The following is a 15,312-nucleotide window of genomic DNA, read 5'->3' as shown; positions in this document are numbered from 1 at the left end:
TAACCTAGTACGATCAAAAGCGTTTACCGAAAGGTAAACGCTTTTTACTTTGTATTAGGCAATTACTCAGAGCTCTGTATGCTTTAAGTCTACTTAGAGCCTTATATGGCATTAATACCTTTCACGATATTTTCACTTAATTTCACACAACAAGCCGGTTATGCTGACAAGCGCTGTTTTTCGAACTGTGTAGCGCTGTGCTGTATATGTGCCGAATTAGGTATTATGTCGCGGGTCAAATCATCATTACTCGTATCGAAAGATGTATCGCCAATCGGTAAATTCAGTTCGCCATGTTCAAATAAATAATCTCGCCCTGCTTCAACACCCACTTTATAGTCGTGGCGAAGATCGCTATCCGCACTGCCTAGTAATTTACTGTGTAATTTAGTGCCTGCAAAAATTTGAATAATTTCCACATCCGCTGGTGGATTAGCAATAAAGGCTAACTCTTGCTGGTACGCTTGTTCATGCTGAACCAGGTAGTTAATTGTTTTTGGGCAATGTCCCGTTGCGCACACCAGTGATTTTAATTTGTGAAGCCATGCTGATTGAGCTTGAAAATTCACATCGCCAGTACGAATAACCACGATTTTTCTGGCACCCCGTTCGTAAGCTTCACGGACAGGCAAGGGGGCTCCTAAGCCGCCATCTAAATAATAATCTGATTCAGGTTGTGCTTGAGGAAGCGAATTCGTTTTGTTCTCGCTAACCGAAACCGCGTTGTATTCAGTAGTAAGCTTTACGCCTTGTTTGTATAAAAAAGGTAGAGCGCTAGAGGCTTTCAATAGTTCACGCCATTGATTACCACTGCCTTTGGGGCTTAAAAAATAAGGCTTACGATCGCGAGAATTTGTAGCGGTAATTAATAACTCTCTATTGCCTAAGCTTTCTTTCGCGGCCTTGAAATCTAAAATGCGGTTCGCTTCTTTCGTTTTCTCAAAATACCAATCTAAATCGACAATATGCTTTCCCATTAAACCACGGCCTAATTGGAAGAATCGCTTATGCCGAGACAAGCCACGAATTAAACGTTTCGCATAACCCTTTTGACGGGCTAAAAAACTGGTTAAGTTTTGTGAGCCCGCAGACGTGCCAATGAACATGTCAAAAGGGTCGTAACCTGCTTCAAGCCAGGCATCTAATACGCCAGCTGTAAAGATCCCTCGCTGCCCACCACCTTCAGCGATAAGCGCAAGTTTAGGGCGCTTGGTGGCATAAAGAGGAAAGGACGTGGGCGCAGCTGAGGAATTCATTTCGTTGACCTGATTATTAAATCTGTTGAGTTGATTTAAACAAGTATAAGGACAACTTTTCTGTGGCGAAAATTGAAAGAATGAATCGGTGTGATAGGAAAAAACCTACAGGATGTTAGCTACCTGTTGCCGTATTTCTTGTTCGACTATCTTTTTCGCCTTTGCAGGAAGGTATTTCGTGTGTGCTTCGATAAAAATGGGGTTGGCGTAAATGCTTTTTATCGCCTCGTTTACTTTCTCAATAAAGGCAAGCGCTTCAGGTGTTTTACCGCAGATAACGTGCCCAGAAACGAACTTTGGGTTGTTCCCAATAGCGTAACTTCTCATTTCAATAGGCTTAGTTTTGCCGAATGATTGATACAAAGACGCGGGGAATATAAGGGCGAAATCAGCTTTGCCAGCAGCAATAATTTTCGTAAAACGCGAGAAAAATGCAGGGTTGCTTAAGGTTATAATTTGTTTGTCGTCTATTTTACGTAAGTCATCATCTACCCGCTCACCGTAAGAATAGGTTTCTGGCAGCACAATGGCAGAGGCTTTAAACGCGTCTAGTACTTTATGAATGCTGACTATTTCGCCATTCTCGTTTAGTAGCGCTGGAGCCAAAGGCGGCAGTGAGGAAAGCTGATATAACCGTTGGGTTTGAAAAAAGTTAAGCGGCAAAGAAATTGTGTACTTCTTTTCTCGCTCGGCTGATTTTATCTTGTTGATAACACAAACCGATTCGCCATTCTCTATCTGTTGGAATGAACGTTTGAGTGAGACTTCTAAAATAGGCTTATCGTAGCCTAAGGCATCAACCAATAATTGCGCCGTATCCACACTTGCGGAAAAGGGGGCATGTGGTTGATTAATTCTGTTCGTTAAATTGTGGTCGTCAGTATGAAGCGTTATTGATGATGTGTTAATAACGTTTCCACTTACTAATCCTGAAATAAGTGAGCTAAGAAAAAAAACGGCCGAAAGGGCAATAAAGCGCATAGTGAGAACAGTTGGATACTCTTAATTGTTATGCCTAGAAGGGTAAACCTATTTCACTATTTTTAAAATACATAGTGCGCTATTTCATTTCACATGGGACTACATAGTTAATGCATGATTGAGCTGTAGGCAGTGGTATTAACTGATTTTGGCGTGTTGTCATTACTGCTCAACTCGCTAGCTTCTTCAACGAGTGCAGTCATCGCGTTAATGATATCAAGAAAGTTGGATAGCTGGTCTTGTGACAAATCATTAGATAGTGTTTCAATTTTACTGATAAGTTGTTTGGTTGGTAGGCGCATAGTGTCAAAATCTCGTTGTTCAGTGCGTATTAGGCACTCTTTTATTCAATACCTGCCTCTGAACTTACAAATAGCTTGCCAACTTTTTTTGACGCTAAACTCAGCATATTAAATGCGTCATTAATACTGAAATAAAAAAGCCAGCTAAATGCAGCTGGCTTTGTCCTGATGAATATATTTATTTAAAAATTAGAAGGTATACTTCACGCCTACCTTAATTCGCCATGTAGATTGCTCTTCATCAAACGAGTCATAGTTGCTGGTGTCTGTGCCGCCGTATGCCTCAGAATAAACATATTGGCCCGCATCGTTGATGTCGTAATCAAACAGTATTTGCTGAGGATAAGTCATTTCATACACTTTACCCCAGTCACTGTTTAACAGGTTCGCAAAGTTATCGATATTCAAATAAATACGACCTTTGTGGCCTTCAACAAACCCTGGAATTTCTTGCGAAATAGCTAAATCTACTGTGGTGATCCAAGGTTGAGTTGACGAGTACTTTCCAACATATCCGCCAGCGCTTCCAGCGACACCTGCTTGCTCAGCAATCGCCATAATTTCGTCGTAGCTAAGGCCATTGTCGAAATCTACGGCAGCATCGTTGGCGCCTGATGGAATATAAGGAAGATACACATCTGAATCATCAAACGCAGTTTGATCGCCCAAACCGCCGCTTTGATATGAACCTAGTACCCAAGAGAAAGGCTGACCAGAGCGACGTTCAAAGAATAAGTTGAAGTTAGTGCTATAACCCTCAAAATACTCATGAGTGTAACCAAGGTTCACTAAAAAACGGTGTTTGGTTTCATAGTAAGCGGTGCCCACGGTAGGGTCGTTACGATTGACCGTTACTTCATATTGATAGTTAGATTCTGCCGTTGAGCTTGTACCTGGGTTAACCTCGGTAATATCCTGGTGGGTATAGGATGTATTTAGGCTTATGCCGTTATCCCATTGTTTAGCTAACGCAGTGGTAAACAGAATGCTACGGCCACCGTCATCCGAGTTGGTTAATTGAATATCATAGTTGTCTTCATATTCAGTGCCGTCGTAAACATTGTCCCAGATAATACGGCCATCTGGGGTACTGTTACCATTATCGATACGCGATAAGTCTTCCCAATAAGCCGCATTTTCGCGGTCAACGTAGGTTAACTCAGTTGTCCACGCGAAGTTGTCGCCAAGGGTAGGGATGTCGAACGTGTAGTCGGCCGCAATTTGATAGCGCCAATCAGAGGGCAGTTCAAAATCTGGATCGATTGAGTTCGTGCTTCCTGCACCTTGCATTAACGCACTTTGGGCTTCTGTAGGAACTGATGTGAAGTCTACCGAGCTTGTGTCAAGGCTAGAAAAGGTTACTGAGTCGTTGGTTACACCATCGGTGGTGTAAGCGTTAGATATCCAAACCAGTGGCATACCACCGTAGAAGCGGCCAGCACCACCACGTAGAGTTAAGTCGTCGTTGATATCCCAATTAAAGCTTACGCGTGGAAGGAAAATATCGAAGCCATCTAGATTTTCAGTATTCGCAAAGCCATAGGTGCTAGCGAAGTTGCTATTTAATTGTGGTGAGTCTTCAACGGTAAGGTACTCGTAGCGAAGGCCTGCGGTTACCGTAAAGTCGTCAAACACTTCATAAGTAGCATCACCGTAAAGTGAGTAAACCGTACTTTCAACGTCATAGGCAAGGTCTTGAACATCATTTGTATACGCGTTGGCATATTCGAAATAAGAGATTTCCTGATTAGCGAATGCCTCAGTATCGTCAAAATACCAAGTGCCTAAAGAATCACGACCATATAGGTTGTAGTTCCACGTGTTTTCTATTTCAGTACCAAACTTATATTCGATATCGCCAGCTAAGTAAGTAGCATGCAATGCAAAGTTCCACACTTCGTTTTCTAGCACGTTTGCATGGCGGTTCTCATCTACGCCTGCTACTACGGTATAGCCACTCTCTGTGCCCGCTGCGGTATCAACGTTTATTTCACCCCAATCAGAAGCCGTGACAGAGGCTTGTTCAAACTCTTTGTAAGAAAGGCTAACTTCTGTTTGAAGGTTATTTGTCCAGTCAGAATAGACATGGGCAGTGTAGTAAGTATTTTTTTGCGCAAGGGTCCAGGTATTCGAAGTTAATAAAATAGTATCTGAATCTTCGTTGTAGTTTTGTGCCGCTGTGTTTTCTTGATAGCTGTAGGTGAAATCGGCGCGGTGGTCGTTGTTAATGTTCCAGTCTAATTTAATGAGGTATTTTTCATCTTCGTCTGCATCAGGCGCGCCCGCTATTGAATCTTCAAGGCCGTAGGTATCGCTAAGGGCAGTAATCACGTCTTCTGCCGCGCTTACGAGCTCTGTAGGGTAGGCTGAAGAGTTAAAGCCGGTATCGATTTCTTCTTCCCATTTTTCATAGGAGCCAAAGAAGAAAAGTTTGTCTTTTATTAGTGGACCACCAAGAGTGAAACCGTAGGACGATTCATCGTTATCGACGTCATATTCCGTGTTGTAAAGTTTGGTGTCTTTTGCGGTGCCAGAGAAAGGCACTTCTTCATAGAATGCCGTACCGTGAAATTCATTGGTACCAGATTTGGTCACCACGTTCACGTTACCACCGCCAAATTTACCTGCGCGGGCGGTAAAGGGCGTAAACTCAACAGACACTTGGCCAATAGCATCTAAAGACACTGGGGGGCGTGACGTAGGGTAACCGTTACTTTGTAGGCCGAAGGTGTCGTTAACGCCTACGCCATCAACGGTGAAAGTATTATATTTCGGGTTAGAGCCGGCAATACTTAATTCTTCACCATCGGCACTTACCACCGCTAACGGGTTTGAACGAACAATATCTTTTATATCTCGGTTAAAGGTAGGCATGTTCTCAATAGCCGATTCACCAAATACTGAATTTGAACCGTTGTTTGAGAAAAAGTCGCGGCTACCGGTTACCGTCACACGCTCTATATCAGAAGTCGTTTCAAGGGCAGCATCAAGTTCGAATGTGTCATTCAGTTCTAAATATACATCTTCGATAACACGGCTTTGGAACTTTTGTGACTCTACGATAATCATATAAGGGCCACCAACACGTAAACCTCGTGCTGAGAATGCGCCTTCTTCATTTACGGTGGTCTCTTTTACCGTTCCTGAAGGTTGATGAATAATAGTAATTGAACTGCCTGCTGCGGGATTACCTTGAGGGCCTAGTATGGTGCCGCGCATAGCTGATGATTGACCAGTGGCTGCAACGGCTGTTGTTGCAACGCCAATAGACAAAGCCACAGCCATCGCGATGCGATTGAACTGAGTTTTATGGTTCATGAATTTCCCGTTCTAAGTAAAGTTTGGTTTAAGTGCTCAGCTAGCCACGCATGCTTATTTGGGCATGTCGTATTACTGTTGCCTGAGGTAGCGCAATTGTTGGCTATTTTTATTTCATCTTTATTTCATTTGTGTAAATCTGAACTTACATAACTCTATGAAATAAAACATTATTTGAGCTTTTATGAGGATGATGAGGCAAGGGCTTTTACGTGTTTTTACACGTTTTACGTGTGCTTACGTAAATGTAGCCTGTAGATGTGTATTTGAAAGAGGTTAGCAATAGAGACAAGAAGACTGTTTAAGATAGTAGGGCGGCGGCGCGCGCAAGTGAGCGCAAGTGAATATTATCGTAGGAGTAAGATATTCTTGGGAAGAATTTTAATACAGATAAGAAATTCAAAGAAGAAATGGTGGCCCCACCCTGACTTGAACAGGGGACCTGCCGATTATGAGGCCCCGTTGGCTAGCTTGTAATCCCTTTATAAGTGCCCATTTTAACGTGGTCATGACCAGCAACTTACCGATATTGTTACCACCTATGAATTGTATGGTGTAACTCAAATTGATTCTTACCAGTTCTGAACTAAACTTTATTGTGGTAGTATAAAGTAGGATTATATCCTTACGAGATTTCTTTCATTGGAGGTAAATTATGGCAATGGTAAAGAAAAGTATCACAGTAACTGATCAACAAGAACAATGGATGCAAGCTCAACTTGCAACTGGAGACTATGCTAGTGACAGCGAGTTATTACGAGATTTGATCAGAAAAGAGCAAATGCGTACAAGCGAAGTTGAAATTATAAGGCAAGAACTGATCAAAGCAGAGCAAAGCGGTTTTAGCTCTCGTTCTCCTGAAGATATTGTTAATGCAGTGATTGCTCGAAAACAAACTAATGGCGAAGTATAGATTAAGCTCTGCTGCCGATCAGGATTTCGAGCAGCTTTTTGAATATGGCATTGATAACTTTGGGTTAGCTCAGGCCAAATCATACGTTGATGGGTTGATTATTCAGTTTCAAAGCATAGCGGAAAACCCGTTGCATTATCAGGCTGTTGCTCATATTCGCAAGGGATATAGACGAAGTGTGTATGGGAAACATGCTATTTACTATGTCGTTTCTAATGACTACGTTGATATCATGCGAATATTAAGAGCTGAAAATCTTAAAACTGCTTTTGAGTTATAAATGTGTCCAGTTCGTTATCAGATAGACTCTTAGAAATTGATAATCAGCTTCAGCGACTCGCTGAAGAAAAAGAGTCGTTGTTAAATGAACGTAATAGTATTCTTGCACAACAAGAAGTCGAGCTAGCCAAACACTTTAACCAACACGTTTCACCTGAAGCTAAAGTCGATTTATTCATTTCTTATTTTAAAGGTCGAAATGACGTTTATCCGTTTCGTTGGGAATCGCAAAATGGTCGAAGTGGTTATTCGCCAGCGTGTTGGAATGAATGGAAACCTAAAGTTTGTAATAAACCACGGATTAGTTGCACAGAATGCTCAAATAAACAATTCAAGCATTATGATGGTCAAGCGATATTTGATCACCTAAAAGGGAATCAAACGATTGGTATTTACCCACTTCTAGAGAATAATACAACCCACATTCTTGCTGCTGATTTTGATAAAGACGATTGGATTCACTCCGTTAAAGCTTTTTCTGAAGCCTGTGATTTTTATAAAGTACCTCACATTATCGAACGCTCTAGAAGCGGCAATGGTGGACATGTATGGATCTTCTTTTCGCAAGCTATTGAAGCAGCCAAAGCTAGAAAGTTGGGTAATGGGCTATTAACGAAAGCGATGGAAATGTACCCTGCGCTCTCATTTACTTGCTTTGATCGTTTGTTTCCGAATCAAGATGTTATGCCAGAAGGTGGCTTTGGTAACTTGATAGCATTACCTCTTCAACTAGAGCCAAGAAAACTTGGCAATAGTGTATTCATAAATTCCTCAGGGATAGCTTATAAAGACCAGTGGGCTAAGCTCGCTTCAATTCAAAAAATTAATAGTACGACACTTGATAGCTTGCTGGATGAAATAACGTTAATTGATGAAAAAGCTAATAATGACTTGGCAGACACACCTTGGAAGAAACTCTCTTCTATTGATAATGATGTGATTGCCAATTGCCCAGAAGAAATAACCTTAGTTATTGCAGATCAGATTTATATTCCTATAGATAAACTTCCCGGCAAATTAACATCAAGACTTAAACAGTTAGCAGTATTTTCTAATTCTGAGTTTTATAAACGGCAAGGCCTTCGCTTATCTACTATTGGCATTCCAAGATATATTTGCGCCGCTCATGTTGAAGGTACATTTTTAATTTTACCCAGAGGGTGTTTATCATCTGTAGAAGCTCAATTAACTGAACAAAAAATTGAAATCATTTTCGATGATAAGCGGTTTTCAGGTGACAACCTTGCCAAAGTTAAGTTTACTGGAAAGCTGAAAAGTCAGCAGAATAAGGCGGTTAATGCGTTATTAGAATCATCGGTTGGCATACTGGAAGCTTCTACTGGCTTTGGTAAAACTGTCACGGCACTAGCATTGGTTGCTAAACGTAAAGTAAACACATTGATATTAGTTCACAGTCGGCAACTGGCTGAACAGTGGTTAGAACGTATTAATGTTTTTCTAAAAGATACTGAAGTTGGTTCATTACTTGGTGGTAAGGAAAAGCTGTCGTATCAGGTTGATGTAGCCACATATCAAAGTTTAGTTAGTCGAAACGGCATGGATATAAAGCCATACATTGAAAAATATGGGCAAATTATTGTTGATGAATGCCACCATTTACCAGCATCAAACTATGAAAGCTTGATCAAGTCCAGTCACGCAAAATTCATTCATGGATTCACTGCAACACCAAAACGCCAAGATGGCTTAGAAAAGCTGATGATGTTTCAACTTGGAGATATTGTTTATAAAGGCGTTAAATCAGGTTCAATGCTTAATCAGCAAGTGATAGCACATGAAACAGATACAACGTTTCCTAAGGAGTGGCTAGAGCCTGATACTAAGCCTCATATTTCACAAATTTATAAGCACCTAGTAAACAGTGATTGCAGAAACCAAAAGATCGTCGACGATATTCTCAGTTGTATTGATGATAAACGTGCTGTAATGGTGTTAACCGAAAGAAAAGAGCACATCGAGCTTTTGTCAGCTTTACTAACGAAGAAAGAGCTAATGGTTGTAGAGTTGCATGGTGGAATATCAGCTAAACAGCGGCAAGAGCGTATCGCTATGCTCGAAGAAAATGTAGATCTAAGTAACGATAAACAGGTAATTCTTGCAACGGGTAAGTATGTTGGCGAAGGGTTTGATTTACCATACTTGGATACGTTGTTCATCACCTTACCGATAGCATGGAAGGGTATATTAGCTCAATATGCCGGACGAATAGGACGAGAGTGGAGTAACAAAAATTCAGTTCAGGTTTATGATTACCTCGATACCTTCCCAACACTGAAGCGAATGTTTTCAAAACGTGAAAAGGGATACAAAGCATTGGGTTATGAAATCACATACCGTTAAGGTTGATACTGAAATACTCGAGTAACTTTTTGTATCGTATGCCCAATTTAAAGACGATTAAAAGTCGATAAGGTAAATACTTAAGTATTGATATTCCAGACTTTTGTCGTTAGCTATAAAATGTCGTCAGGCTTTTGGTTTAATAAGAATCGAAGAAAACTTTTTTCTTTGATTTCACAATTTTGGTAGATTGTTAGAATCGTCATGTAATCTTCAATTTTTTTAATGCTTAAGTATTTTAGGTTTTTATTTCTGTGAGTAGCTATAAGCTTAATAGCATGTTCTGCCACAGTATTATTCCAATGAATGTCATTGTGATTAGTAAACTCAAACAATTCATGCCAATACTTTAACAACCTGCTCTGCAGTTTTTTTGTATCAATATTATGGCAGTCTGTTGCAACAATAGTTTTGTGACATAAATGTATTTCTGGCTTAAATCTCTTTAAATACCGTTTGCGAGATTTAGATCTTTCTTCGATATCTCTTACTATTCCAGCTAGTAATTCCGTGAAGTTGCTTGTAATAACCTTTAATGCGGTATCATCAGGGTATCGTAAGTAAGCGTCCGATAATTCCACCTAGCGCTTAGCAAACTGCCATGGTAGCAGTTGCTCGATATTGACGTCGGGCTGGCTGAGTTCATCAAGGCAAGTCATCACATACTCGAATACGTTCAGGTCGTTGGCTTTAGCCGTTTCGATGATGCTGTAGAGAACAGCGCTGGCGTTGGCGCCCGTGGCCGTTTGGCTAAACAGCCAGTTTTTTCTACCTATGACGAACGGCTTTATCCCGCGCTCAGCGCGATTATTATCGATACTCAATAACCCGCCGAGTGTATAGCGTTCCAGCTTTTTCCATTGGTTTAAGCAGTATTGTATCGCTTCGCCCAACTTGGTTTTGGGTAACACTTGTTGAGCCGATTTCATTAGCCACATATGAAGCTGGCTCAGTAACGGCACACTTTTTTCTTGTCTTGTAATATATCGCACCTCTACCGTTTTATCTTTTAGCTGGGTTTCTAGGCGGTAGAGTTTTTGGATGTGATTGAGTGCCCAATCCGCTTTGCCACTGCCTTTCTTACCTGCGCCTTTTTTGGCTTCCATGAACTTACGGCGTGCATGTGCCCAGCAACCAATGAGTATGGCTTGCGTTTGCTCGTAGCCTTGATAGCCATCCACTTGTAAGTAGCCGCTGTAACCTTTAAGGAAGTCTACGGCGCATTGCCCAGCGCGACTATTGTGATAGTCGTACAGCACGATATTAGGTATCTCTGTCCCCGAGATATTACCGGTAGGTGAGTCAGCGCCACTGGCGTACAACCACATGTAGCTATTCACTTTCTCAGATTCAACGACCTTCAGCGTGGTTTCATCCGCCGCGATAACCGGTTGTTTCAGGATATGTTGATGGAGCTGGTCATAAAGCGGTTTAAATAGCTCAGCGCAGCGGATTATCCAGTCAGCCATGGTTTTACGACTTAATTCGATACCATGCTGTTTGAACATAGACTCTTGTCGATACAGCGGTAACCCATACTGATATTTGCTGGTAATGATTTGGCTTAATAAACTTGGGGTCGCATAACCTTTAGGGATAACGCTGTGAGGTACAGGCGCTTGTTTTACTGTGTTGCTAATACCGTCTTTTCTCACAGGTACGACACGCATATTTAGGGCGAACATGCTCAATCACTTTGACCTGAGCAGGAATAAACTGAAGCTTTTCTGACTTATCTTCACCAATGCGATGTAGCTCACCTGCACAACAGCCACAGACTTTTTCTTCGTCGCTAATATCGTGAACGATAACCTCACGAGGTAGGCCTTTGGGTAACGGTTTACGTGTGGGCTTTTTACGCGTGTAGCTTATGGCTTCTTCTTGCGTATCTGATTCAACAGCAAGCGCTTCCGCTTCATTAAACAACTCACCTTGCCCAGGATGACCTTCGGCGCTTTGACCGAACTGTTTATGCTGGGAAATACGAAACTGCTCCTCAAGATATTGATAGCGAGACATCACCTGCGACAACACCTTTTTCAATGTTGCTGGGTCATCAGGTAAGCTTTCGATATCAATATTCATGGTCTTATTATAATGTAATAATGCATTGATTTACCGACATTATTAAGACGATTTCGTGATCGTTAATCGCTACTTATGATCACAGGTTATAAGCCGGATGCATTGTAGTGCAACGGCTGATGGCCTATTACATCGTAGCCTGATAACAGCCACTGTAACTGCTGTTCACTTACATTCAGATGCTGTAAGTTAGCATCGACAGGCCACTTGAACCGATGCTTCTCGAGACGTTTGTACCAAAGCGCAAAGCCCGTTTTATCCCAATAGAGTATTTTGAGCTTATCGCGCTTTTTATTGCAAAACACAAACAGCGCATCACGAAAGGCATTGAGCTCCATGTTCTGTTCGACCACTACAATCAAGCCATTAATCGATTTACGAAAGTCGACGATATCCATGTATAAATAAACGTCGGCAGGCTCAACAAACATCTTCATTCAGCTAGTGCCTTCATCACGGTAGCAAGCCAGTGAGGGCTAACATTCGTTGGCACGCTAAGATGAGCGCTCCCAAGTTGCAGAAGAAGTTCGCCACCGGTCTCATCGGTGTGTGACTCAACCTTTGTTACTTCACGTTTGACGTGAACGAACTTGCTGTGAGTACGCTGAAGACGAATATCACGTCGCCTGGTGTAGTAGGTTTGGACATTAATCTGTTGCTGGCGGCAAAACGCCACCGCTGTGAGTCCACTTTGTTTTTGTTGCTCAAATAAATTGAGCCAGTCTTCTACTTCTCTTCGTTGATGATGCGCCATGGTCATTCTCCTTAACAAAGAGAGCACCATGACGTAGAAAACCTATGAATTGAATGTGGGGATTACCGGACGGACACGATTTTGGAAGCGATAACCGTGTTGCATTACGTGTAAGCGTGAGGGGCGCTGAAAATCGGTATATAGAATGGGTAATTGGACTGAAGGTAGCACGCACCCAATTGGAATCTTCACTTTCTATTCTTCATGGAAAGCGTTACTTGAGCTCCTACCGCGAAGTTCATCTATTGCGACTATGCTTCTACTAATCTATCGTGCTCAATACAGAGGGCGCTATGATAAAAGCATCGGGGAAACGCTATTGTTTAAATGGTAATACCTTTGTTGTTTTGTTTGATGTCACCAAGAGTTTCTTCGCATTTTGTATACTCAAGTATGGCGCCACTTGTTCAAATCAGTTAGCTTGAGGTAACAATAGAAGCATTTATAAATTTGACGTTAAAAATTAGCGTTAAAGTCACAAATTCTAAGGCTTATTACATGGAAGTTATCTACATTTTTGTTATCGCATTTTTCATTTGGCTAATATTTAAACCCAAAAGCGATGTGGGGAAAGTAAGGGTAAATACGAAATACAATAAAAAGGAAACTGGTTCTAAAAAAGAGACTGTTACTGTAGTGAGAAGTTCTTCGTCTGAAAAAAAATCAGATGAACAAAACAAAGTCGATACTGGATCTTGCGACGAAAATGATAAAGAGAATGTTCAACTTACTCCTAATAATTTATCAAGAATTAGCAGCGAAAAGAAAGCTAGTATAGATTCAACTAAGAATAGTGGCAAAGCGAAAATCGCAGAAGAAAAAGAAATAGATGTAAAAGATATTCCGATACAAGCTTCAGAGAGTACCACTACCACAAAAACGGCTTCGAATTATTTGGCTTCTCAGCTTGATAGCCAACCCCAACTAGCTTCTACGTCAAGAATTGAGCATGCATCCAGTTCATCTTCTGCCGATGACGGTCTTGCTTCCCTCAATATTTATGAAAGCGCGCAAACTCACAGCGATTTCACAAAAGTCGGTAAAAAGGGGACGTGGATTGGGAAGTATCAAGAGGTCAAAGTACACGACCGCTTACTTAGTGGATTTCTATATGTCGGTGAGCAACTGGAATCATTACGAGGGTTTAAACCAGAACCTGCATTAGTAAGTAACTTGTTACCTGTTGCAAAGCCATCTATCAACCAAAATGTTTTTTACATTGATGAGACTTTAGGCTACTGGCCCAGTTATGATTCATTATCAAAACAATGTAGGGGGTCTTACCTTGATTGGTTAGCGACAGATCGAAACTTGGAAAATACACCGATAGGCTTCGTGTTCATATATTTTAATGGTCTTGAGCGATTCGTGATAGAAAACAGTAAGGATATTGAAACCACTAGGATTCATTTCGAACATATTTTTGATGAGGTACTTCGCTTAAATAAGCAGTTTAGCTCTAGTCGTTCTTTTCTTAGCTATTCCTCAAACTTACTCGAACTGATGTACCTGCTAAAACCTGATTTATTCGAAAGTAAAAAAGATGAGCTTCCCCGAACACGTCATTCTTTGCTTTTCAAATCTCGATTAGCAGAACAAGTAGTTGAATCACAAAGGATCGGAGATTCATTAGCGCTTGAATGGATTAAAAATACTGAGCATTACAACCTTAAAACTGCGGCAAGACGTTGCGAAGTTGAATTTGATTCCCTGTTTAAAATGTATTTTAAACAGAAGTTTCCTGATGGGATACCTGTTAAGCCCAATAAAACTCAATTGAACGCGGAGTACTACCCCGCCAATAATGGTATTCCTACTGTGAGGATTTCATTAGATGGACTACCCGATCCAAGTATTTTAAAAGGTCCGATAAACAAGCTAATCCCGCTAGCTGAAAGAGCTTCAGAAGAGTTAGCAAGTTATAGCAGATATTTAGGTAAAGCGGATACAACGAAAGATGACTTAGCCGCATTAATGTTACTTCCTACTGCAATCGCGAATAGCCAGCAATCGCCACTAATCAAAAAGTTTAAAGCTTGGGCACAGACTATCATTTCTGAAAATGAGGGATTGACAGATGTTGCTGAGTTTTGGTTACAAACGGGATTACCGAAACCAAAAGCCATTAACAAAAAAGAAAGTGAATTGATTTGTAGTCTGGCAAACTTTGCGAATGTTGGGATTGCTCCTGATTTAAGGTATCACCACGCGAAACTTAAGTTAGATGGGAAAATCGTGTTGTTTGCACCAGGTCATGAAAACGGTTTTATCCCCAGTCATACATTTAATCAAGTTGGTGTGGCTCTTCGGTTAGGGGCGATGGTTGCCAGTATAGATGGTTTTGTTGACGAATCAGAAAGCACCGAGTTACAGAAGCTTATTGCGCGTGATGAAAAGCTAACAGATACAGAAAAGCGCTCTTTGCAAGCATATTTGACATGGCGCTTAGCGACACCTTCCGACAATACCGGTTTGAAAAATCGACTTAGTAGCCTAGGTGCAAAGGAGATCGAGTTTGTTAAGCGGTTTATTATTTCTATAGCACTCGCTGATGGCAATGTTGATAACAAAGAAGTAAAACAGATCGAGAAACTCTATACGAATTTAGGGTTGGACAAAGATACTGTATCGAGTGATATACACCAACTAACTACGAGTAATCATCAATCAGTTTCCGGACGCGAGAGTTCATCCGAATTTTCTATTGATGAAACTATCTTAGCGCTTCATGAGAGTCAAACTACAGAGGCGAGAAGTATGCTAGAGGAGATATTTACCTCTGAAGAAGATGATGAAAGTGAAAGTTTAAAAGTTGCTGAATCTTCAAATGATATTAATGGATTAGATCAAGCACATAGCCAGCTTTACGAAAAGCTATGTACTCAAGCGCGATGGAGCCGTAATGAAGTGGCTAAAATATGCGGTGATCTTAATCTTATGGTCGATGGTGCAATCGAAACCATTAACGATTGGGCGTTTGATTTAGTCGATGCGCCAGTGATTGAAGATGATGGCGAAATATACATAGATGAAGAAATAGTTGAAGAAATAAGGGAGTTATAG

Annotated in this window: 11 protein-coding genes and 1 pseudogene; 4 read left to right on the top strand and 8 right to left on the bottom strand. The window is 41.1% G+C overall.

Features of this window, described 5'->3' with window-relative positions; genetic code table 11:
• Nucleotides 1–158: 158 nt before the first annotated feature.
• The 4 genes from AMBT_RS13975 to AMBT_RS13960 form a co-directional block, all read right to left on the bottom strand.
• The gene (locus tag AMBT_RS13975) at nucleotides 159–1,256 is read right to left on the bottom strand and encodes a patatin-like phospholipase family protein (RefSeq protein ID WP_013785282.1); all 1,098 of its coding nucleotides are present in this window, start codon (nucleotides 1,254–1,256) and stop codon (nucleotides 159–161) included.
• A 105-nt stretch (nucleotides 1,257–1,361) separates the two neighbouring features.
• Complete coding sequence (locus AMBT_RS13970; RefSeq protein ID WP_013785281.1) at nucleotides 1,362–2,237, bottom strand: transporter substrate-binding domain-containing protein; 876 nt, start codon at nucleotides 2,235–2,237, stop codon at nucleotides 1,362–1,364.
• Between the two features lie 107 nt (nucleotides 2,238–2,344).
• Complete coding sequence (locus AMBT_RS13965; RefSeq protein ID WP_013785280.1) at nucleotides 2,345–2,539, bottom strand: hypothetical protein; 195 nt, start codon at nucleotides 2,537–2,539, stop codon at nucleotides 2,345–2,347.
• Nucleotides 2,540–2,728: 189 nt separating this feature from the next.
• Nucleotides 2,729–5,857, bottom strand: coding sequence for a TonB-dependent receptor (locus AMBT_RS13960; protein WP_013785279.1), 3,129 nt, complete (start codon nucleotides 5,855–5,857; stop codon nucleotides 2,729–2,731).
• A gap of 655 nt (nucleotides 5,858–6,512) precedes the next feature.
• Between AMBT_RS13960 and AMBT_RS13955 the strand changes: the two genes are divergently transcribed.
• The 3 genes from AMBT_RS13955 to AMBT_RS13945 are packed head-to-tail and all read left to right on the top strand — an operon-like array spanning nucleotide 6,513 to nucleotide 9,410.
• On the top strand, nucleotides 6,513–6,770 hold the full coding sequence (locus AMBT_RS13955) for a ribbon-helix-helix domain-containing protein (RefSeq protein WP_013785278.1): 258 nt from the start codon (nucleotides 6,513–6,515) through the stop codon (nucleotides 6,768–6,770).
• A complete protein-coding gene (locus tag AMBT_RS13950) occupies nucleotides 6,757–7,050 on the top strand; it encodes a type II toxin-antitoxin system RelE/ParE family toxin (RefSeq protein WP_013785277.1) in 294 nt (97 codons plus the stop codon). The genes AMBT_RS13955 and AMBT_RS13950 overlap by 14 nt, the downstream gene beginning before the upstream one ends.
• Nucleotides 7,051–7,052: 2 nt before the next feature.
• On the top strand, nucleotides 7,053–9,410 hold the full coding sequence (locus tag AMBT_RS13945; protein WP_013785276.1) for a TOTE conflict system archaeo-eukaryotic primase domain-containing protein: 2,358 nt from the start codon (nucleotides 7,053–7,055) through the stop codon (nucleotides 9,408–9,410).
• Nucleotides 9,411–9,523: 113 nt separating this feature from the next.
• Here AMBT_RS13945 and AMBT_RS13940 read toward each other — a convergent pair whose 3' ends face one another.
• From AMBT_RS13940 to tnpA, 4 genes and pseudogenes are all read right to left on the bottom strand, one after another.
• The gene (locus tag AMBT_RS13940) at nucleotides 9,524–9,991 is read right to left on the bottom strand and encodes a transposase (RefSeq protein WP_013785275.1); all 468 of its coding nucleotides are present in this window, start codon (nucleotides 9,989–9,991) and stop codon (nucleotides 9,524–9,526) included.
• Nucleotides 9,992–11,495 (bottom strand): annotated as a pseudogene (gene tnpC / locus AMBT_RS13935) (IS66 family transposase). It abuts the gene before it with no gap.
• A gap of 86 nt (nucleotides 11,496–11,581) precedes the next feature.
• Nucleotides 11,582–11,932: an IS66 family insertion sequence element accessory protein TnpB gene (gene tnpB / locus AMBT_RS13930; protein ID WP_013784480.1), complete on the bottom strand. Its 351-nt coding sequence runs from the start codon at nucleotides 11,930–11,932 to the stop codon at nucleotides 11,582–11,584.
• Entirely contained in the window at nucleotides 11,929–12,249 is a 321-nt protein-coding gene (tnpA, locus tag AMBT_RS13925; RefSeq protein WP_013784481.1) for an IS66 family insertion sequence element accessory protein TnpA, read from the bottom strand. The genes tnpB and tnpA overlap by 4 nt, the downstream gene beginning before the upstream one ends.
• A gap of 498 nt (nucleotides 12,250–12,747) precedes the next feature.
• Here tnpA and AMBT_RS13920 point away from each other — a divergent pair, with 498 nt between their 5' ends.
• Nucleotides 12,748–15,312, top strand: a complete 2,565-nt coding sequence (locus tag AMBT_RS13920) for a tellurite resistance TerB family protein (protein ID WP_013785274.1) — start codon at nucleotides 12,748–12,750, stop codon at nucleotides 15,310–15,312.

It is taken from the genome of Alteromonas naphthalenivorans, from assembly GCF_000213655.1.
Taxonomy (GTDB): domain Bacteria; phylum Pseudomonadota; class Gammaproteobacteria; order Enterobacterales; family Alteromonadaceae; genus Alteromonas; species Alteromonas naphthalenivorans.
This window is presented reverse-complemented; position numbering and strand designations above follow the sequence as displayed.

Bases quoted from the DNA above. Each gene is read 5' to 3' on its own strand.
- AMBT_RS13975 (WP_013785282.1), bottom strand. From the start codon at position 1,256: ATGAATTCCTCAGCTGCGCCCACGTCCTTTCCTCTTTATGCCACCAAG.
- AMBT_RS13970 (WP_013785281.1), bottom strand. From the start codon at position 2,237: ATGCGCTTTATTGCCCTTTCGGCCGTTTTTTTTCTTAGCTCACTTATT.
- AMBT_RS13965 (WP_013785280.1), bottom strand. From the start codon at position 2,539: ATGCGCCTACCAACCAAACAACTTATCAGTAAAATTGAAACACTATCT.
- AMBT_RS13960 (WP_013785279.1), bottom strand. From the start codon at position 5,857: ATGAACCATAAAACTCAGTTCAATCGCATCGCGATGGCTGTGGCTTTG.
- AMBT_RS13955 (WP_013785278.1), top strand. From the start codon at position 6,513: ATGGCAATGGTAAAGAAAAGTATCACAGTAACTGATCAACAAGAACAA.
- AMBT_RS13950 (WP_013785277.1), top strand. From the start codon at position 6,757: ATGGCGAAGTATAGATTAAGCTCTGCTGCCGATCAGGATTTCGAGCAG.
- tnpB (WP_013784480.1), bottom strand. From the start codon at position 11,932: ATGAAGATGTTTGTTGAGCCTGCCGACGTTTATTTATACATGGATATC.
- tnpA (WP_013784481.1), bottom strand. From the start codon at position 12,249: ATGGCGCATCATCAACGAAGAGAAGTAGAAGACTGGCTCAATTTATTT.
- AMBT_RS13920 (WP_013785274.1), top strand. From the start codon at position 12,748: ATGGAAGTTATCTACATTTTTGTTATCGCATTTTTCATTTGGCTAATA.